Source organism: Allobosea sp. 10L422, from assembly GCF_056395345.1.
This window is the reverse complement of the sequence record NZ_JBFTJI010000005.1, coordinates 166,501-185,635: the sequence shown is the minus strand read 5'-3', so window position 1 is coordinate 185,635 and position 19,135 is coordinate 166,501. Positions and strand designations below refer to the sequence as shown.

15 protein-coding genes are annotated in these 19,135 nt (G+C 64.9%); 4 read left to right on the top strand and 11 right to left on the bottom strand.

All coding sequences use genetic code 11. From position 1 onward, the window contains the following. Positions 1-152: 152 nt before the first annotated feature. The 4 genes from AC1DEZ_RS12690 to AC1DEZ_RS12675 all read right to left on the bottom strand — a co-directional run bounded on the left by AC1DEZ_RS12690 (position 153) and on the right by AC1DEZ_RS12675 (position 5,480). On the bottom strand, positions 153-1,271 hold the full coding sequence (locus AC1DEZ_RS12690; protein WP_441509410.1) for a glycosyltransferase: 1,119 nt from the start codon (positions 1,269-1,271) through the stop codon (positions 153-155). Positions 1,272-1,372: 101 nt separating this feature from the next. Further along, entirely contained in the window at positions 1,373-2,725 is a 1,353-nt protein-coding gene (locus tag AC1DEZ_RS12685; RefSeq protein ID WP_476779809.1) for a glycosyltransferase, read from the bottom strand. Between the two features lie 49 nt (positions 2,726-2,774). Then, complete coding sequence (locus tag AC1DEZ_RS12680) at positions 2,775-3,983, bottom strand: glycosyltransferase (protein WP_476779776.1); 1,209 nt, start codon at positions 3,981-3,983, stop codon at positions 2,775-2,777. Positions 3,984-4,130: 147 nt separating this feature from the next. Further along, a complete protein-coding gene (locus tag AC1DEZ_RS12675) occupies positions 4,131-5,480 on the bottom strand; it encodes a nucleotide sugar dehydrogenase (protein ID WP_441509412.1) in 1,350 nt (449 codons plus the stop codon). 686 nt (positions 5,481-6,166) lie between these two features. Here AC1DEZ_RS12675 and AC1DEZ_RS12670 point away from each other — a divergent pair. Beyond that, positions 6,167-6,976, top strand: a complete 810-nt coding sequence (locus AC1DEZ_RS12670) for a hypothetical protein (protein WP_441509413.1) — start codon at positions 6,167-6,169, stop codon at positions 6,974-6,976. A 264-nt stretch (positions 6,977-7,240) separates the two neighbouring features. Here the strand turns inward: AC1DEZ_RS12670 and AC1DEZ_RS12665 are convergent, their stop codons facing one another. Next, positions 7,241-7,744, bottom strand: a complete 504-nt coding sequence (locus AC1DEZ_RS12665; protein ID WP_441509414.1) for a class I SAM-dependent methyltransferase — start codon at positions 7,742-7,744, stop codon at positions 7,241-7,243. A 958-nt stretch (positions 7,745-8,702) separates the two neighbouring features. On the opposite strand from AC1DEZ_RS12665, the gene AC1DEZ_RS12660 reads away from it, so the two are divergent. Both AC1DEZ_RS12660 and AC1DEZ_RS12655 read left to right on the top strand, forming a co-directional pair. Next, on the top strand, positions 8,703-10,367 hold the full coding sequence (locus AC1DEZ_RS12660) for a GMC family oxidoreductase (RefSeq protein ID WP_441509415.1): 1,665 nt from the start codon (positions 8,703-8,705) through the stop codon (positions 10,365-10,367). A 159-nt stretch (positions 10,368-10,526) separates the two neighbouring features. Beyond that, entirely contained in the window at positions 10,527-11,054 is a 528-nt protein-coding gene (locus AC1DEZ_RS12655; RefSeq protein WP_441509416.1) for a hypothetical protein, read from the top strand. A 7-nt stretch (positions 11,055-11,061) separates the two neighbouring features. Here the strand turns inward: AC1DEZ_RS12655 and AC1DEZ_RS12650 are convergent, their stop codons facing one another. The 3 genes from AC1DEZ_RS12650 to cobD all read right to left on the bottom strand — a co-directional run bounded on the left by AC1DEZ_RS12650 (position 11,062) and on the right by cobD (position 14,383). Continuing rightward, on the bottom strand, positions 11,062-12,279 hold the full coding sequence (locus AC1DEZ_RS12650) for an MFS transporter (protein ID WP_476779775.1): 1,218 nt from the start codon (positions 12,277-12,279) through the stop codon (positions 11,062-11,064). Positions 12,280-12,298: 19 nt separating this feature from the next. After that, a complete protein-coding gene (locus tag AC1DEZ_RS12645; protein WP_441509418.1) occupies positions 12,299-13,270 on the bottom strand; it encodes a D-2-hydroxyacid dehydrogenase in 972 nt (323 codons plus the stop codon). Positions 13,271-13,351: 81 nt separating this feature from the next. After that, positions 13,352-14,383: a threonine-phosphate decarboxylase CobD gene (gene cobD, locus AC1DEZ_RS12640; RefSeq protein ID WP_441509419.1), complete on the bottom strand. Its 1,032-nt coding sequence runs from the start codon at positions 14,381-14,383 to the stop codon at positions 13,352-13,354. On the opposite strand from cobD, the gene cbiB reads away from it, so the two are divergent. After that, positions 14,382-15,356 (top strand): adenosylcobinamide-phosphate synthase CbiB, encoded by a 975-nt coding sequence (gene cbiB, locus AC1DEZ_RS12635; RefSeq protein WP_441509420.1) that lies wholly within the window; start codon positions 14,382-14,384, stop codon positions 15,354-15,356. The genes cobD and cbiB overlap by 2 nt on opposite strands. Before the next feature lie 139 nt (positions 15,357-15,495). On the opposite strand, the gene AC1DEZ_RS12630 is transcribed toward cbiB, so the two are convergent. From AC1DEZ_RS12630 to AC1DEZ_RS12620, 3 genes are all read right to left on the bottom strand, one after another. After that, positions 15,496-17,151 carry an acyl-CoA dehydrogenase family protein gene (locus AC1DEZ_RS12630; RefSeq protein ID WP_441509421.1) on the bottom strand — a complete coding sequence of 552 codons (1,656 nt, stop codon included), beginning with the start codon at positions 17,149-17,151 and terminating at the stop codon, positions 15,496-15,498. Further along, positions 17,148-17,768 carry a TetR/AcrR family transcriptional regulator gene (locus AC1DEZ_RS12625; protein ID WP_441509422.1) on the bottom strand — a complete coding sequence of 207 codons (621 nt, stop codon included), beginning with the start codon at positions 17,766-17,768 and terminating at the stop codon, positions 17,148-17,150. The genes AC1DEZ_RS12630 and AC1DEZ_RS12625 overlap by 4 nt, the downstream gene beginning before the upstream one ends. Positions 17,769-18,133: 365 nt before the next feature. Further along, a complete protein-coding gene (locus AC1DEZ_RS12620; protein WP_441509423.1) occupies positions 18,134-19,018 on the bottom strand; it encodes a LysR family transcriptional regulator in 885 nt (294 codons plus the stop codon). Positions 19,019-19,135 lie beyond the last annotated feature (117 nt).

Here is a 19,135-nt window from a genome sequence, read left to right as displayed (position 1 = left end):
CGGCTGAAGATGCGGATTCATGACGCAGAAGATCGCAAGCTCATCTTTCGGCAGGAAGCGGCACATCTGCGCCGTCACGATCCCCGCAGTTAGATTGCTGCATGGTGGGATGTCGGTCAGGAGAAGGATACGCTTCTTCGGAGCCTCCCGCGTCATCCCTGCACAACCTTTCGATAGAGCGCCGACATCTTGCGCGTGAAATCGACGTCGCTGTAATGCGCTTCGGCCCAGCGTCTGCCCGCAGCGCCCCGCCGCTCGCGCTCGTCGGGCGACCCGACGAGGCGTTCAATCGCTGCAGCTAGCGAGGCCGCATCCCGCATCGGGGTGGCGATCGCAACATCCGGCGCTCCCGCAACCTCGGGCAGCGAAGTGCCCTCAAAGACAATGATCGGCTTGGCGAAGGCGAGTGCCTCGATCGCCATCATGCCGAAGGCTTCGGCCGTCGAGGGCATCAGGAAAATATCCGTCGCAGCGAAGGTATCCATTATGGTCGCATTGTCATTGACCCAGCCGAGATCGATGATCTGATGACGCCCGATAAACTCGTTGAGGTGCCCTTTGCCGTGGGTCGTCAGAATGGTCAGAGGGACGCCCGTGTCGGGTAGCTGCCGCAACGCCTCGACGACATATTCGAACCCCTTGAACGGGCTGTCGGCAAAAGCACGCACGCCGAGCACCAGCCTGCCGGGCAGGACTCCCAGACGGGACCGCGCCGGTTCTGGATCGACGGGTCGGAAGCGTGTGAGATCGATGCCGAACGGAATAACCTCGATGTTTTTGCCCGCGGCGATAGGGGACCGTGCAGCCATGTCGCGCATGTAGCGTGAGGCGACGACGATCTGCGCGCGGCTTTTGGCGACGATGCGCTTCTTCCAGGCAAACTGCTCGGCCGTGCGATCCTTGCGCATAGCGAAGGGCAGGTCGAGCGACGGGCACCGCCCGCAACCATCCAGCCACCGCTCGCATTCCAGGGAGTAGATGCAATGGCCGGTCATCGGCCAGGGATCGTGCCAGGTCCATACGCTCGGCTTGCCGCGCGTTAGCCAAGGCAGGGCGTCCAGGCTGAAATAGCCGTCATGGACGATGTGGAAATGGACCAGATCGGCCTCGCGATAGGCTTTCGACAACGCCAGCGTATAAGCCTGCCATTGCAGCCGCGAATGGATCGACAGTCTGGATTCGATCCGGTTGATGGCCCTGTTGGCCAGGCGCGCGCCGGGCACGTCGAAGAAGAGCCGGGAGTCCGGGCTGTCGCTCAGCTTGCTCCACACAAGATGCGTCGAATCGATGCCTTCCGCGGCGAGCAGATGGCGAATGTCGAAATTATTGAAACGACTGCCGACGACATCGCTTGCGTTGACCTGGAGGACTTTCAGCGGGGTTCACTCCCCTCGTGACGGGACGGCATGCCGAGCGCTTGACGATAGAAGTCTCGGATGGCCGGTGTCATGACAGTCTGATCGAGGCGGGACCGTATGATATCGAGATTGCGTATCGCCGCTTCGTCGACCAGGGCGTCGTCCGTTAGCGCGCGTTCGAACTGCGTACAAATCTCATCGAAATCGTCGGGAGAAACGGCGAAACCGGTCTCCCCCTGCACGAACCATTCCTCACAACAAGACGTATTGGTCTGAATTGGAAAGGCACCCATCAGCATCGCCTCGAGCACCGAGGTCGAGATTCCGTCGGATATGCTAACGGCCAGATATGCTCGAGCACGTCCGAAGCATTCCAAAATCTCGTCATGCGTGGCGATATCGATGACGCGGATATTGAGGATACCGGCGGCCTTCAATTCGAGTGCACGGACGCGAGGACGGGAACCGACCGAAAACATGACGATCTCATAGTCTTTCAAGCGGTCGGCGAAACGCTCGAGCACGGCAAGAGAGACCATGGCGCGGCCGGCAAAGTGGTCGTAGCCCTTGACCATGATGAGCTTGCGCTGCGATGGGGGGACTTGGCTGCGCAGGCGCTGGGCGGCGTCGACATCGATGCCACCGGAATTGGCCAGAACCGGCAATTCCGGGCCCTGATAGCCGAAGCTGCGCCCAAGCGCGAGATCGCGCCGACATTCGCACGAATAGAGGTCGACCGCCTCGCATACCCGCCGAATCTGGCGCGCATGCGCTTCGTCCCGACCGAAGTAATAGATGTCACTGCCCCAGTTCGTCGCCAGCCAACGCGGGAAGCCACGGGACGGATCTGCCGCGAGCATGAGATCGCGCGCTGCCAGCACAAGGTAGGCGTTGTGCTGGAATTCCAGCGAGTGGATGAGGTCCGGCTGCACCTCGGCGATCACTTTGGCCAGCATCTGCGGACCGTGAAGCGCCATAATGGTTTCCTCGCTTTCGTCGGGGCGACCGAGCCGCACCCGTGCCTGCGGATCGTCGCCATCGAACGGAACCGGGCGAACGCGAAGAGGGTCTCCAGCGCGCGGCCGCGGCTCCGGCGCGGGCGTCGAGGCCGCATGGCGGGCGAGTTTCTCGCGCAGCAGGCGGATCGCGTCCAACGGATCCTGGAGAACATGCCGAAGAAAGCGTGCCACCCGCCGGCTGATCGAAACCGACGGTGCGGCGACAGGGGATGCCGGCGTCGGTCGATGTAGAGTCAGGCCGCGGATGTAAGCGTGTGGGGGAGCGGGGTCGACCGGATACAAGTGCAAGTCGAAGTCCGCGTCCAGAAGAGCTTCGATCCAACGTGCCGCATGCACGGAATGATGCATCGCCACGAATAGGATGCGGGGGCGTCTTCCGCCCGACAAAGGCTTCATTCTATGCGACCTCGCCAAGCGCGGCCGAAAAGGCCGCACGGGCGCGATCGACACCAAATTCCTTCGCCGCGACCCGCGCGTTGGCGACGAGATTGGCCCGCAGGGTCGCATCTTCGCTCAACCGAGTCAGGGCCTGTGCGAGTGTCTCGACATCCGGTTGATCGATCACCAGCCCCGCCTCGCGCTCCGTGAAAAACGACGATACGAACGACCCTCGCGGCGCGTGAACCACGACAGGCCGTCCCGAGGCGAGATATTCCGCGACTTTGGCGGGTGCCGATGAACGTACGACCTCAGGGATCGGAGATTCGAAAGCAAGCGGCAAAAACAAAATGTCGGCCTCGCGCTGCCGCACGAGCGCCTGCTCCTGCGGCAAGTGGTCAAAACGGCGAACGAAGGGGCCAACAAGACCGTTGTACCGAAGCTGCACTTCGCTCTGCGCCGTGTGGACATGAAGATGAAAGCGCCCCTCGGCCCGCTCCAGCGCACCGATCAGATTCCGGAACGCGCTCGCCTGCGCGCTATAAACTGAACCGGTGTACAGCACCGTCCAGGGAGATTGCGCACTCGGCAGGGGGACTTCCTGCGCCGCGCTGTCCGGACCGATCTCCCCATGCTCGATCCGCGCCAGATCCACCGGATTGCGGACGATGGCAATGGAGGCTTTAGGAACGCGGGCGCGCACATCCTGGGCCAGCACCTCATTCGGAACGATCACCTTCGCCGCAGCCACGGCCCACCGCCTTTCCCAGAACCGGGCCAGACTGCGGTAGGGACCCTCCTCCCATTGATAGACCGGATCATCGAACAGATAGGCTACAAAGGGGAGATGCAAACGCCTTGCAGCGATGGCAGCAGCCGGCAGATCGAAGGGGTTGCCGCTGCATCCAACGATCATCTGCACCGGGTGCCTCTTGACGGCAGCCACGATTTCGCCCGCGCGTGCCCAAACGTCCCGCACCAGCCCGGCGAAATTATTGAACCGCTGGATATGTTCATTTCCGAGAGTCCGCATGATCTGGAATCTCGGCGGCGACAAGGCGACGTAAACCCCAAATCCAGCTTCGCCTGCGTCGCGCGCATGAAGCTGATCGGATAGAAAAAGATGGCGTGACTCGCCGCGCTCTTGTGCCAGAAGCGCGCCCAGCACCCGCGCCTGACCGCTGGCGGAGGGCGGCACCGCAGTTGTGACAATCGCTAAGCGCTTCATTATACTGCGTACTACATCCTGAAAGGCCAAGACGCCTCAACCCAACCGGCGCAGCGAGCGCATAGCACCCGCCCGACAGCACGGTCAACGGCAGGAACCTCGCATGCCGAAGTCGACAATCAGTCAGACCTCGCGTGGCAGAACTCGTCAGGCTTTGATCACGTTAGCAGCCAAGACGCCGTGCCGCTCGCAAGCATTACGCGTGTCTATAACCAGACGAGCTTCCGTGACGAGTCTTTTGTAATCGACGGCGTCGTGGTCTGTCGCGATGAGAACGGCATCGAAATCGCCTATCGTACCGGGGGCGAGGTCAATGGATCGGCGCCCGGCTAGGCCCCCGTGCTCCCTGGTCTGCGGAATGATCGGAACATGCGGATCGTGATAGGACGTCTGGGCGCCGCGTTGCTCGATCAGCTCGATCAGGCGCAATGACGGGCTTTCGCGCATGTCATCGACGTTCTTCTTGTAGGAGGCGCCGAAGACGAGAATCCGCGCTCCGTTCAGTCCGCGCGCGAAACGCTGATCCAGCCCCTGCGCGAGCCGTTCGACCACAAGGTGCGGCATGGCCGTGTTGATTTCGCCCGCCAGTTCGATGAAGCGGGCCGTGATCCCGTATTCTCGGGCCTTCCATGAAAGATAGAATGGATCGATCGGGATGCAGTGCCCGCCCAACCCAGGGCCGGGATAGAACGGCATGAAGCCGAATGGTTTGGTTTTGGCGGCCTCAATAACCTCCCAAATATCGATGCCCATCGCCGCGTAGATCAATTTCAGCTCATTGACGAGCGCGATATTGACCGAGCGAAAGATGTTCTCCGTCAGCTTCACGGCTTCTGCAACGGAGGTCGACGAGACCGGCACGGTCTGAACGACGAATTCGCCATACAACGCCTGCGCTATCGCGAGCGCCTCGGGACCATCGCCGCCGACGACCTTGGGTATCGAGGCGGTTCCAAAGCGCAGGTTGCCCGGATCTTCCCGCTCGGGCGAGAAGGCCAGGTAGAAATCCTTCTGGCTTTTTAACCCGGTTCGTTCGAGAATCGGCTTGAGGATTTCCTCGGTCGTCCCCGGATACGTCGTGGACTCCAGCGCGATGAACTGCCCCTTTCGCAAACGTCCCGCGATGGCTTCCGCGGTCTGGACGACGAAGCTGAGATCCGGCTCGCGGTGGCGCGTGAGCGGTGTCGGCACGCAGATAATAAGGCCATCCGGCTCATCCAGCCGCGAAAAATCGTCCGTGGCGAGAAAGCGCCCTGCCCTCGCGGCCATGGCGAGATCGTCGGCTTGAATATGCTTGATCCCGGTTCTGCCCGCGTTGAGCTCGGACACCCTTGCAGGGTTGATATCGAAACCGAGTACGTCGAATCCGGCACGGAGAGCAGCCAAGGCGAGCGGGACGCCGACATACCCCAGGCCGATGACACCAACTCGAAAGCTACGGTCGCGCACGCGCTGCAGCAGCCTCTTCGCCGCCTCATCCGGCAGAATTTCATTCATAGCGATCATTCTCAGACGGACACAGCAGGAGTTTCGATGCTGGGCACCCGTTGCTGCTCCTCGCGAAATGGATGCATGCGAACGCCTAGCAACCCACTTTCGGCCACATCCTCGCGGCCATGACAAGTATGCTGGGTCCGTAACTTGCTTCCGGCGCGGCGACTCGCGATTGGCTTTCGAGCAAAGATGAACCGTAGGCAAGCCGTCCGGATGTGCGGCCCCACGCGCTGAGACACCGTTCCGACCTATGCCATACAAGATTGAGGGCAACGGCCAAATTGGTCATGCGCACGGTATCGGCTGAAAATGACGGATCGCTGCTGGCGAAAGTTCGCCAAGCCTGCCAAGCAGGCGGTACGAGCGAAATCAATAGGATTGCGCAGACGTAGGCACAGCGCCTTCCTTCGTTTGGGGTTCCACGGTAAAAAATGTTCGATCGAGGAGCGCAGTCTCCGAACTAGGAATGCCGGCCCCGAACGTCCGGTGGTCGAACAGTTGGGGGCCAGTTGGGCCGATCGAGTATGGTACGAATGCAACAATCTTGGAGCCGCTTCTCGGCGACTATACTTGTAACTATTGCCGTTGCGGTCGCAGCCACATGGCTTTTCACCTTGATGGCGGATCCGTATGATACGGGTCGCTTCGCGACCTTCGGTAAGCGACCGCTGTCGTCGATATCAACGCGGATGGCAATCGCCAGCCTCGGCCGAAATGATCGGTTCGATGCAGCGATCATCGGTAACTCCCATGTTGCTCCTCTATCGCCCCATCGGCTCTCCACCAAGACCAGGCTGGAGTTCGTATCTCTGACTCTTCCAGGAGCGTCGGTTCAACCCGAGTTGCAACTGCTGAAGTGGTTCCTCACCCATCGAAAAGCGCCGCCAAGGCTGATCGTCGTCGGCATCGACGATGTTTGGTGCCGACAATCGCCAAAATATGTGGAGGAGCCTGCGCTTCCCACTTGGCTCATCAGCGACAGTTCATTGTCGTATGCGGCAAAGCTGTTTCGCTACGACAGTGTGGAGCAGGCGGTACAGCGCTTCACCAACTCCGAGAGATCCGTCGCGCGGCCGCCTGATCCTCGCGGTTTTTGGGATCTCGAACTGGACTATAAATGGGACGAAGAGAAGATTCGCTCCGAGCTTTCCAAGCCTTGGATTCACTCGACCAACTTGTCCGGAACTTATCCCGCCTTGGGATTACTTCAGCAAACTCTATCGCTGGCACCACCCGATGTGGCCGTCGCGCTGATTATGCTCCCCGTTTGGGCCGAAACGCTGCCACAAGGAGGCGCCGAGCTGATCTCCGAGGGACTGTGCAAGCGCGCCTTCAAGAACTTCGCCGAGTCTCTTCACCGCGGAATATTCATTGACCGCAGAAAGGCGGATGCCCTCACGAAAACCCCCAAGAACTTTTTCGATAGAACCCATTATCGAGCGCCGATTGCCGAGCAGGTCGAAGCAGAGCTAATCCAGGAATTGCAGCGTCTCTTGTGAGCTTGCTCACTAGAAGGGCGTTCTAGCGCGCGACCGTAGGCCCGGCCATCGGGCTTTCCGAAGCTATGATCGCAATAGTTGTAGATCGTAGCGCGCGAGGACGCCGCGCCGCGCGCCGTGCTCAGCCATGCGCCGTAAGCCAGCTCTTCATTTGACGGGCAGTTGCTCGGAAGCCTCGGTGCTGGAGCGGCCCGCAAGCATGATCCCGCCAATACGGAGATCACGTTCTGCGTAATTCGCGAACACTGCATCAAGAACGCTCGGCTATGGGGCGTCTTCGCGTACGGCATCCCACAGAACCTCGACCTGCGCAGCCGGCATCGATCGGAAGATTCGTAGCCAATCTGATGCACGTAGCCGATTTCCGCGTGCATCCGCATCGCTTTCCCGCCAGTCGGTGTCGACTGCAAGAAAGGCATGCGGATTATGTCGGTAATCGAGATGGTCTTCAAGATGGATGGCATGCAAGGCAACCCCACCCGGGCGTAGCGCGGCCTGCGTGTTGGCGACGATGGCTCTGACATCGGCGAGCGGCAGATGCTCCAACACCGTGGCGGAGTGAATGAGATCGAAGGTGCCGGCGAATTCCGTCTCCCGGCCAAAATCAGCCGGGGCCAGGTAGTCGATCCCCTGCTCTGTGATGCGTTCCGCAACGGTCGCCCCCGACGCCGCCGGCGCCAAAGCGGCCAGCAACACATCGCGGTCGGCAGACGTAAACGCGCGGCGCGCGAAATGCAGGTGCAAGAGGGAGAAATAGTCGACAGCCACGACTCACGCGCCCCCCCGGCGAGCCAGAAGACCAGCGCCTCCGAGCGCAAGTGCCCACGGCCGAATTCAAGGCAGGAACGGCCTTCAACGGAGCCACATGTGTCTCTAATCGAGGCGGCGAGCCCAGGGCCAATTCGGTCGATGCGCTTTTCGCCTCGGGCCCGGTGCCAAGCCCAGAGAGTGTGCGTCCAGTGTTGAGCATGGCCTTCGCCGCCGATGGCCCGCCGCAACGACCTGCGCAGCGGCGTAGGCAAGTGGCCTACCAAGTGAGCCAGAGTTTGCACTGGCACGAGCGAAAGCCTCCAAATAAGACTAAACGGCGCCCAAATCCGTTCGGCGGGGCGCGCGACAACCGTTCAATATCCGAGGCAAATGTCCAGAAGTAGTTGTAGCGTAGTATGCGTTTCTCAGTGAGGAACTTTGCGATTGCGCGGTTTCGAGCGATAGGCGGGATTAAAAAAGGGCGACCAGGTGTGTTTCGGCACGCAAGTTTTGGACGCCGTAAGTCGGCAAATGGAGTACCCACTGAGTTGGACAATATGCCTGCCAGCAATTGGTAGGAGCGCCGTGCTTTCGCAAGCAGACTGCACTCCGCGCTCAGCTATTTTGGGATCAACGCCCGGCTCACGACAAAAACGCGGCGTGATGCTGTCTAGCCGCGGAGTCGCGCATCAAAACGGATCGGCATGAAAACGACGCGGTCGCAATTGCAAGCAAGACCCCGTAATTCTCCACCGCATCTGGGTCGACGGACCTACCTTCGAACGGGAGAATGCGACGACCCTAATCTGTCCTAAGCAATCGCCTCGGAGAACGCCCGCGAGCACGCAAATCGATAGCGCCTCAATCGCCGCCAACGAGCTGTGCGTTTTCACCGACTGACACCGCACTCCGACCTATGCCAGATTGCTCCCGACTGCCGACAAAACGGGCAGGTAGCGAAGCCCCTGGACACGCCATGCCTGACGTCGCCTCCACCGCCCGCCGCCTGATCGGCACCTTCGACTACGTCGTCATCGGTGCGGGCTCGGCCGGCTGCGTGGTGGCGAACCGGCTCGCGGCCGATCCGGAGGCCAAGGTTCTGGTGCTGGAAGCCGGCGGCATGGACGACTGGATCTGGCTCCACATTCCGGTCGGCTATCTCTTCGCCATCGGCAGCCCCCGCGCCGACTGGCTGTTCCAGACCGAGCCCCAGCCCGGCCTCGGCGGGCGGGCGCTGGCCTATCCGCGCGGCAAGGTCGTCGGCGGCTCCTCGGCCATCAACGCCATGGTCTATATGCGCGGCCAGGCCGCCGATTATGACGGCTGGCGCCAGCGCGGCCTGACCGGCTGGGGCTGGGACGACGTGCTGCCGTACTTCCTGAAACACGAGGATCATATCGCGCCGTCGCCCGGCGGGATGCACAAGGCCGGCGGGGAATGGCGCGTCGAGCATCCGCGCGTGCGCTGGGCGATCCTCGACGCCATCCGCGATGCGGCGGAGGCAGCGGGCATCGCCAAGATTCCGGATTTCAACACCGGCGATAATGAAGGCTCCTCCTATTTCCAGGTGAACCAGCGGCGTGGACGCCGCCTCAGCGCCTATCGCGCCTTCCTGAAGCCGCTGCTCGACCAGCGCGAGCGCACCAATCTCCGGCTGGAGACGCGCGTCCATGTCGAGCGCATCGTCTTCGAGGACGGCCGGGCGAAAGCGGTCGAGTTCACCCATGGCCTGGGCACCCCCAGCGAAGAGAAGCTGCGGGTCGAGGTGGGCGGCGAGGTCGTGCTCTCGGCCGGCGCGGTCGCCTCCCCGCTTCTGCTCGAACGCTCCGGCATCGGCGCCGGTGCGCGGCTGCAGGGCCTCGGCATCGACACGCTGGTCGACGCCCCCGGCGTCGGTGAGAATCTGCAGGACCATCTCCAGATCCGGCCGGTCTACAAAGTCCACGGCGTCAAGACGCTGAACAGCGACTACGCCAGGATCTGGCGCCGGCCGCTGATGGCGCTGCAATGGGCAGCCCTGCGTTCCGGGCCGCTGACGATGGCGCCCTCGCAGGTCGGCGCCTTCGCCAAATCGTCACCGCGCTATGAGACAGCCAATCTGCAATATCATTTCCAGCCGCTCTCGCTCGACAGCTGGGGTTCCGGCCTGCACCCGTTCGATGCCTTCACCGCCAGCGTCTGCAATCTCCGGCCGACGAGCCGGGGCAGCATCCATCTGCGGTCCGCCGGTCCGTTCGACAACCCGGTGATCTCGCCGAACTACTTCGATACCGAGGAAGACCGGCAGGTCGCGATCGACGCGCTGAAACTGACGCGCCGAATCGTGGCGCAGCAGCCGCTGGCGCGCTTCCTGCCTGAGGAATATCTGCCGGGCGACACGGCTCAGTCCGACGAAGCGCTGCTGGAGGCGGCCGCCAAGCTCGGCACCACGATCTTCCATCCGGTCGGCACGGCGAAGATGGGTGCCGACGACGATCCGGGCGCCGTGCTGGACGAGCGGCTGCGCGTGCGCGGCGTCTCGGGCCTTCGCGTCATCGACGCCTCGGTGATGCCGACCATCACCTCCGGCAATACCGCCAACCCGACCATGATGATCGCCGAGAAGGGCGTGGCGATGCTGAAAGAGGATGCGCGCGGTTAGAGCGGGCAACTGAACCGTCATTTGCGAGCGGAGCGAAGCGATCCGGGCGAGAACCTTTCACCCTGCCCTCCTGGATCGCTTCTCAGCTGGAGCTCCTCGCGATGCGAGCAGCGCGCTGCATCGAAATGCCATAAATTCGGGCCAATGAGTCTGGCAGCAATGTCCAACAAAATCCCGCCCCCGCCCGCCCCGGAGCGCGGCCCGCTGAAGCGCGGGCTGCTTGCGGCACTGCGCGCGGTCCTCACCGTCTTCATCGTCCTCGACGAGTTGCTGCGGCCGCTCTACCGGCCGCTGATCCGCAGGCTCGCGGGCCTGCGTGTCATGCGCAGGCTTGAGGAGATTGTCGCCGGGCTGCCGCGTCCACTCGTCCTTCTGGCGTTGGCGATCCCCTTCGCCATCGCCGAGCCGCTGAAGCTCGTCGGCCTGCTGCTGTTCGCGCGCGGGCAGTTCTGGGCCGGGCTCGTGGTGACGGCCTTCGCGCATCTGATGAGCTTCGTCTTCGTCGAGCGCATCTACCATGCCGGCCGCGAGAAGCTGTTGAGCTATCGCTGGTTCGCCTGGATCATGGGGCAGGTGGTGCGCGTGCGCGATCAGGTGCTTGGCTGGGTTCGCGCCTCGGCCGCCTATGGCTTCGCCATCCGCACACGCAACGCCGCCCGGCGGTGGTGGCAGGGGCTCGTCGCCTGAGAGCGCGCTAGCGCCGGCTGCGCGCCAGCAGGACGAGCGCTGTCGCCGCAAGAGCGGAGAAGGCGATCAGCAGCAACGTCGAGACCGTGACGCCGCCGCGCTGCAGCGAAACGGCGAAGACGAGCGGCGCCGCCGCCTTGATCACGAGGCCGGGCGCCGAGAGCTTGCCCATCGTGGCGCCGAAGCCGACCGGGCCGAAGAGCTGGAGCGGAACGGTGCCGCGCACGATCGAGCTCAGCCCCATGCTGATGCCGAAGGCGATGGCGAAGAGGCCCGCGACCACCGGGAGCGAGCCGCCGACCAGGAGAAGCCCAAGGCCCAAGGGCATCAGCCAGGCCGAGACCCAGGCGGTGGTGACCGGCGAGAGCGCGCGGCCGAACAGCATCTCGGCGAGGCGCCCGGCGACCTGAGACGGCCCGAGCATGGCGCCGAGGCCGACCGCGACGGCGGCACTGAGCCCGAAGCCCTGGAGCAGGGCCAGCATGTGCACGGCCATGGCCGAGACCACGAAGCCCTGCAGCGAAAAGGCCAGCGCCAGCAGCAGAAAGGCGCGGCGACGGGCATCGCCCGTCAGATAGGCCGCTTCCGGCTCCTGCGGGGCTGTCGCCGCGGCATGAGCCGCCGGCGCCAAGAGCGGCCGTTTCACCCGCCCAGGCAGAAAGACGAGATGCAGCGGCATGCAGACCAGGATCTGCGCGAGGCCATAGAGCCGGTAGACACCGCGCCAGTCGAGAATGGCGAGCAGGCTGCTGGTGAGCGGCCAAAACAGCGTCGAGGCGAAGCCGCCGATCAGAGTGAGCTGGCTGATGGCGCGGCGCGCCTGGCTGCCGCGCGCCTGCGTCAGCGCGGCGAAGGCGGCATCGTAGAAGACCGCGGTGGTGACCGCCTGCAGAGCCACCATGGCGAGGACATAGCTGACGATGCCGCGCGCCTCGGCCAGCGCCAGCAGTGCGAGACCGGCCAGCGCGGAGCCCACGGTCATCACCAGCCGCGTGCCGTAGCGATCGATCAGGCTGCCGGTGACGGGCGCGACGGCACCACCGAGAAAAAGACCGGCCGCAAGACCACCATAGGTCCATTCCGGCGCCCAGCCGAAGCTTGCGGTGATGCGCGGCGCCAGCACCGTGAAGGCGTAGTACAGCGCGCCGTAGCCGAAGACCTGGGTGATGCCGAGCGCGAGAATGAGCGACGGCCCGCCGGGCCGCCCGAATTTGGGCCAGGGCATGGCCGCCCCCTGTTCCCGGTCAGACGATCTGGTTGCGCAACGCCGTCTCGCCACGGGCGAGGCGAGCGAGATTGTCGAATAGGATGTCGACCACATTGCCTTCATAGGCACGGGTCTCTCCGGCGCTGTGCGGCGTAACGATGACCTGCGGCAGGCGCCAGAGCGGTGAGGCGGCCGGCAGCGGCTCCTCATGGACGCAGTCGAGCCCGGCGCCGGCAATCCGGCCGTTGCCGAGGGCATCGAGCAGCGCCGCCTCGTCGACGACGCGGCCGCGCGCGACATTGACCAGGAAGGCGGAGGGCTTCATCGCCGCGAGGATGCGGGCATCGACCAACCCTTCGGTCTCGGGCGTCAGCGGGCAGGTCAGCGCGACGAAATCCGCGTTTGCCACGGCTTCTTCGAGCTTTTCGGGATGGACGACCGCCTCGACATGAGGCTGAGGCTCGGAGCTGCGCCGCACGCCGATGACGCGCATGTCGAAGGCATCTGCCAGCTTCGCCAGCCTCTGGCCGATGCGGCCGAGCCCGACGACGACCAATGTCTTGCCGCCGAGCTCGTCCTCGCGGCGAGCACGCTCTCCGATCATCGGGCGCCAGTGCTGCTTCGCCTGATTGTCGCGAGCGAGATGGATCTGACGGGCGAGCGCAAGGATCAGCGACATCGCATGCTCCGCCACCGCCCGTTCATTGCTCCCCTGCGCGCTGGCAAGGCGGACGCCGGCCGCGGCGATCGCCGCCTTGTCGAACTGGTCGGTACCGGCGCTGATCGACTGGATGAAACGCAGCTTCGGCAGGCGCGGCAGCAGCTCGTTGCGCCACAGGCCGGAAACGACGAGCACATCGGCCTCCGGCGCACGCTCGCGCAATTCGTCGAGGGTGCGGACCTCGAAGCTGCCGGCCGAATGGCCGCGCGTCGCGAACTCGTCACCCAGCTGATAGGCGGCGTGGGCGAAGCCGATCGTCAGTTCGCCTTCCGGCGGCAGGAGTGCCATGCGTTGTCTCTCCCCGAATCCTTTTCGGTGGACGTTAGCTGGCGCGCCGGCTCCCGTCCCCGCATCCGCCGCATGCAAGCTTCACGCTGGAGGCGATGCCTCCCGCGCATCGGCGGCCAGCGCCGCCCGCAAGCGCGACCAGCCGGCCTCGTCGCCCGGCAGGCCGAAGCGCAGACGAACCGGCGCGTTCTGGAAACGACGGACATAGATGCCGTGGCGACCGAGGCGGGCGAAGAGCGCCGGCGCCGCGGGCGTCTCGAGCAGCCGGAACAGGCTGGTGCCGCCGACGATGCGGCCATGCGGCGCGAGCAGCGCGTCGAGACGAGAGGCATCATGCGTCCGCGCTTCACCGGCCCTGGCAAGCCAGTCGGCATCCGCCAGAGCCTGGGCGCCGACATGAAGGGCTGGACCGGCCACCGACCAGGGGCCGAGCGCCGCCTTGAGCCTTGCCATCATGTCGGCGGCGCCGATGGCGAAGCCGAGACGCAGGCCCGCGAGCCCATAAGTCTTGCCGAAGGAGCGCAGCACGATCGCGCCTTCGGGCAAATCCGGCACGACGCTGGTCTCGGGCGTGAAATCGGCGAACGCCTCATCGATGACGAGCAGGCCGCCGCGCCTGGCGCAACGCGCGGCGAGGCTCACCAGTTCGGTGCGGGAGAGCTGCCGCCCATCGGGGTTGTTGGGATTGACCACGACGATGGTCGCGGCTGTCTCTTCAGGCGGCCCCGCCTCGGCGACCGAGAAGCCCGCCTTGCGCCAGGCATGGCCGTGCTCGGCATAGGTCGGGCCGAGGATGGCGACGGGACCAGACGGCGCAAGGCGCGGCAGCAGCTCGATCAGGATCTGCGTGCCGGGCGCTGCGACGATGCCGGCATGATCGGGCACGCGATAGGCCGCACGGGCAGCGGCGATCAGCGCCGCCTCGTCATCGGCACCGGGCAGGCGCGTCCAGAGGCTTAACGGCAGCGCCGGAAGCGGATAGGGGATCGGGTTGATCCCGGTGGAGAGATCGACCCAGGGCTGCGGCGCATCCGGAAAGAGCGCGCGGGCCCTGGCGAGATCGCCGCCATGCCAGATACCGTCCTCAGCCACGACCCTGCCCGCGCCCCGCATGAACCTCTCCGCCAGCCTGCCGCTGCTCGTGCTCGCGCTTACGATCGAGGCAGCCCTCGGCTATCCCGAGCGCTTCTATGCCGCAATCGGCCATCCCGTCACCTGGATCGGGCGCGTGATCGGCATGCTCGACCGGGCCCTCAACCGCGACGCTTCGTCCTTCATCACCCGCAGGGCCATGGGCGTGCTGGCGCTGGCGCTGTTGCTCGCCGTCACCATCGCATTGTCGGCATTGGTCCAGCGCCTGTGCCTATTCTTCGGACCGCTCGGTCTCATCCCGCTCGCGCTGATCGCCTCGACGCTGATCGCGCAGCGCAGCCTCTACGAGCATGTCGCGCGCGTTGCCGAAGGGCTGGAGCGGGATGGGCTGGAGGGCGGCCGCACGGCTGTGTCGATGATCGTCGGGCGCAATCCGCAGAGTTTGCACGAGGCGGGGGTGGCCCGCGCCGCGATCGAGAGCCTGGCGGAGAATTTCTCGGACGGCATCGTCGCGCCGGCCTTCTGGCTCGGCGTTGGCGGGCTACCGGGCATCACCGCCTACAAGGCGATCAATACCGCCGATTCGATGATCGGCCACCGCACGCCGCGCCATATCGCCTTCGGCTGGGCCGCTGCGCGCCTCGACGACCTCGTCAATCTCCCGGCTTCGCGGCTGACCGCGTTGCTGCTGGTTGCCTCGGCGGCGCTCGATCGGTCGGCGGATGCCGGCGGTGCCTGGCGGGCTGTGGGGCGCGATGCCGGCAGGCACCGCTCGCCCAATGCCGGCTGGCCGGAGGCGGCCATGGCGGGGGCGCTGGGCCTGCGTCTCGCCGGGCCGCGTGTCTACGGCCAGACCCGCATCGACGATCATTGGATGGGCGATGGCCGGGCCGAGGCAACGGCGGCCGATATCAGGCGCGCGCTTGCGCTCTACCGGCGCGCTTGCGGCCTGCTTTGGGTGCTGGCGGCGCTGCTGGCTGCCGCGCTGCTCTGACGCCCGCCCGTCATTCTCGGGCGGAGCGGCGCGCAGACCCGAGAATCTCTTGCAAATAAGGCACCGAAGCCCCTTTAGGCATGAGATGCTCGGGTCAAGCCCGAGCATGACGCGTGGCATGCATCTCGGTTTTTCGGCCTCAATCCGGAACCGGCACGGCGCGACGCGCGATCGCCTGGAGATCGGCTCCCGCAGGCAGCGAGCCGAAATGGCCGGACCAGCCACCGGCCAGCCGCGAGGCGACGAAAGCATCGGCGACCGCATGGGGCGCATGGCGGATCAGCAGCGCGGCCGACAAGGCCAGCGCCATGCGCTCGACGAAGCGGCGCGCCAGATGCTCATGCTTGAGCACGTCGACGAGATCGGTCTCCAACTCTGCGAGGAAAGCATCGTAGCGCGGATCGTTGCCGCGCGCGGCGCGCAACTCGTCGAGCAGGGCTGCCACGCAATCCGGATAGCGGCGGATCGAGCGGAGCACGTCGAGGCAGACGACATTGCCCGTGCCCTCCCAAATGCCGTTGAGCGGCGCCTCGCGATAGAGCCGCGCCATCAGATGGTCCTCGATGAAGCCGTTGCCGCCATGGCATTCGAGCGCCTCGGTGACGACCGGCGTGGCGCGCTTGCAGTTCCAGTATTTCGCGATCGGCGCGCCGATGCGGCCGATGAGCTTCTCGGCCTCGCTCTCGCCTTCGCGATCGAGCGCGTGGACAAAGCGGAAGGCGAGCCAGGCGGAGGCCTCTGCTTCCAGCGCGAGATCGGCGATGACATTCGTCATGATCGGCTGGTCGATCAGCGCCTTCTGGAACGCACGGCGATGCGCGGTGTGATGCGCCGCCTGCGCCACGGCGTGACGCATCAGCCCGGCCGAGCCGACGGCGAAATCGAGCCGCGTATAGTGGTTCATCTCCAGCCCGGCGCGGATGCCGTGACCGGGCTCGCCGATGAGATGGGCGATGACGCCACGGAATTCGACCTCGGAGGAGGCGTTCGACTTGTTGCCGCACTTGTCCTTGAGCCGCTGGATCTGCAGCCGGTTGCGCGAGCCGTCCGGCAGCCAGCCCGGCACGACGAAGCAGGAGACGCCTTCCTCCGTCCGCGCCAGTGTCAGGAACACATCCGAATGCGGGACCGAGAAGAACCATTTGTGGCCGGTGAGCGCATAGGTGCCGTCGGCATTGCGCGTCGCCACGGTCTGGGTCTGGCGGAGATCCGAGCCGCCCTGCTTCTCGGTCATCGCCATGCCGACCGTGCCGCCGCGCTTCTGCGCCGCCGGCAGCGGGCGCGGATCGTAGTCTGACGAGGTGACCAGCCGGCCGAACTCCGCCCAGCGCTCGGGATCGCGCTGCAGGACCGGGATTGCCGAATAGGTCATGCCGAGCGGGCAGCAGATGCCGTTCTCGCCCTGGTTCCAGAGATAGGAAACCGCGGCACGCGCCACCTGCGCGCCGGGCCGGGGCTTCGTCCAGCACAGCGAATGGAATTCGTCGCGCATCGCGAGCCCCATCAATTCGTGCCAGGCGGGATGAAACTCGATCTGGTCGACGCGCCGGCCCCAGCGGTCATGGGTGCGCAATTCCGGCAGGCTGCGATTGGCCTGCCGCGCCAGATCCTGCACGCGCTGCGAACCGACATGGCCGCCGACGACACTCGCCTGCTCGCGGAACCAGCCCGCGCCGAAGGCATTGAGGATGCGTCCGAGCGCGGGGTCCGCCGCGAAGGCATCGTAATCCGCCAGCGCCGGCGCCTGGTTCAGCACTTCATGGGTGTCGTAGCCGTAAGGGTCGAGAGCGGTCATGCAGCTTGTCCTTCACGGCTGATGAGGGCGGCAAGGGAGAGATCTGCCAGAGCCGCCGCGATCTCGCGGCCGCGCTCCGAGGTGATGGCACGCTCCGGCGAAAGCGGGCCGATCAGCGCCTCCATGAACCCGCCGACGATCATCGCCGCGGCGGCGTCGGGGTCGACGGGGCGGAAAGCGCCCTGTTCGCCGCCTTCGAGGACGAGTGCCCGGAAGATGCCGGCGATCTCGCGGCGATAGTCGAGCCGCGTCGCGTCGACCGCCGGATCGGCGGGCTCGGCAATCATCGACCATGCCAGGCGGCGATTGGCGAAGGCGCGCCGGGCGAAAGCCTCGACCGCGGCGGTCAGGCGTTCGGCAACGGGCGCATCGCTGGCGGCGATCTCGCGCAGCACGGCGAGTTCGCGCGCCGAAACGATGGCGACGATCTCAGCCATCAGCTCAGCCTTGGACGAGAAATAGGAATAGACGCTGCCTGTGGATACGCCGCTGGCGGCAGCGACGGCTGCGATTGATGTCTCCTGGAAGCCAACCTCCGAGACGATGCCCCGCGCGGCGGAGAGGATCGCCTCGCGCTTCCCGACCTTGCGCGGTTGTCTCGGTGTGGCAACAGGCATGGCCCGCCTCGAGTTTTGAATCTGAATTCAAATTCAATCTGAGAGCAAATCCAGCACCCGTCAAGCGGCGCGAAGCGTGCGGGCTCTGGGAGGGGTCCATTGAACCTGGCCTATTGCTGGCGCGGCCGGAGCGGACCTGAAAATAACGGGATGCGCTGTCGCATCAGCGAGTTCGACCGTGAGCCTGTGCGTTGCAGCCGCTATGCCATCCGACTGAAGCAGCCGCATTCGAGCCGCGAGCGCATCCGCGGCATCGCCGCCACGGCTGCACGGCAAGCTGCTGCGGTGCCGCCTTCCGATCTCGCAAGGCGCAGCAGCGGTTCGACGAGCCGGATCGGATCGCAGCGAGCCTAGGTGGCGCGTTGCTAGCCCATCGCGGATGTGAAACCGACGCAAAGTCGACGCAGCGCGACGACGTAGGGGTTTCGCGCCAAAAAGCTGGCTTCGCCGAAATAGATCGGAATTTCAGGCAGTTCCGGCAAATCGATCACGGTGATCGTGGTTTCGCTGCCATCCATGCACCAGGCGGGAATGATCGCGTAGCCGAGACCGGCTTCGACGCAGCGTTTCACGCTTGAGCTGCCCGATGTCGAGATCGCGATCTCCATCTCGGTATCGTCCGGCTGCAGATAATCGATGGCGAGGTTGCGCAGCAGTTGGCCGGGCTCATAGGTCACGAAGGGGCGCCCCTGCACCCATTGCCTGATCTCCCCCCGCGGCGGCGTCCCCCATTCGCGCGGCAGGACGAGCGCCGGCCGGTATGTGCAGACAAGGTGCTGCGGCACGTTGGGGTCGCCGAAATAGCGCTCCGTAATGCACAGGTCGAGGCTGCCGTCCCGGATCATCTCCGGAAGAGCGGTATCGCGCTCGAAGGCGATGATCTCGACCTGCGGGAAAAGCGTGCGGAACTGCGCCAGGATCGGCGGCATCAGATAGAAGAAGATCGCCTGCGGCAGGCCGATGCGCAGCACGGGACGCTCCTTCTGGAGCGTGCGGTCGAGCCGGGTCAGCACAGTATCGAGCTCGGGCAGCAACAGCTTGTAGAGGCTGCGCCCACGCGGCGTCAGGGTCACCGTCTTGGCGCCCTGCTCGGAGACGACCAGTCGCTCCGCCAGCAACTGCTCAAGGCGCCGCACATGGTTGGCGGCCGATTGGTAGCTCATGCCGAGCTTGCGCGCCGCGGCGGAATAGGAGCCGTCGCGCGCAACGATGAAGAACGTCTGGATGAGCGTCAGATTGGCTTCGCGCATGGTCCCTTCCGCCGGCCGGCCCGTCATTCCTTCCTACAACAGCTCTCCTTCCGCCACTTGCAAACAATGAGGCAAGTCGGCCCGGATCATTTGCATCGACCCGGCAGGAGAAGCGAA

What these genes read in the sequence shown, in the direction of transcription:
- AC1DEZ_RS12625 (WP_441509422.1), bottom strand. Translation starts at nt 17,768, where the DNA reads ATGCCTGTTGCCACACCGAGACAACCGCGCAAGGTCGGGAAGCGCGAG.
- AC1DEZ_RS12680 (WP_476779776.1), bottom strand. Translation starts at nt 3,983, where the DNA reads ATGAAGCGCTTAGCGATTGTCACAACTGCGGTGCCGCCCTCCGCCAGC.
- cobD (WP_441509419.1), bottom strand. Translation starts at nt 14,383, where the DNA reads ATGCGGGGCGCGGGCAGGGTCGTGGCTGAGGACGGTATCTGGCATGGC.
- AC1DEZ_RS12620 (WP_441509423.1), bottom strand. Translation starts at nt 19,018, where the DNA reads ATGCGCGAAGCCAATCTGACGCTCATCCAGACGTTCTTCATCGTTGCG.
- AC1DEZ_RS12650 (WP_476779775.1), bottom strand. Translation starts at nt 12,279, where the DNA reads ATGCCCTGGCCCAAATTCGGGCGGCCCGGCGGGCCGTCGCTCATTCTC.
- AC1DEZ_RS12645 (WP_441509418.1), bottom strand. Translation starts at nt 13,270, where the DNA reads ATGGCACTCCTGCCGCCGGAAGGCGAACTGACGATCGGCTTCGCCCAC.
- AC1DEZ_RS12630 (WP_441509421.1), bottom strand. Translation starts at nt 17,151, where the DNA reads ATGACCGCTCTCGACCCTTACGGCTACGACACCCATGAAGTGCTGAAC.
- AC1DEZ_RS12660 (WP_441509415.1), top strand. Translation starts at nt 8,703, where the DNA reads ATGCCTGACGTCGCCTCCACCGCCCGCCGCCTGATCGGCACCTTCGAC.
- AC1DEZ_RS12670 (WP_441509413.1), top strand. Translation starts at nt 6,167, where the DNA reads ATGGCAATCGCCAGCCTCGGCCGAAATGATCGGTTCGATGCAGCGATC.
- AC1DEZ_RS12685 (WP_476779809.1), bottom strand. Translation starts at nt 2,725, where the DNA reads ATGCATCATTCCGTGCATGCGGCACGTTGGATCGAAGCTCTTCTGGAC.
- AC1DEZ_RS12675 (WP_441509412.1), bottom strand. Translation starts at nt 5,480, where the DNA reads ATGAATGAAATTCTGCCGGATGAGGCGGCGAAGAGGCTGCTGCAGCGC.
- cbiB (WP_441509420.1), top strand. Translation starts at nt 14,382, where the DNA reads ATGAACCTCTCCGCCAGCCTGCCGCTGCTCGTGCTCGCGCTTACGATC.
- AC1DEZ_RS12655 (WP_441509416.1), top strand. Translation starts at nt 10,527, where the DNA reads ATGTCCAACAAAATCCCGCCCCCGCCCGCCCCGGAGCGCGGCCCGCTG.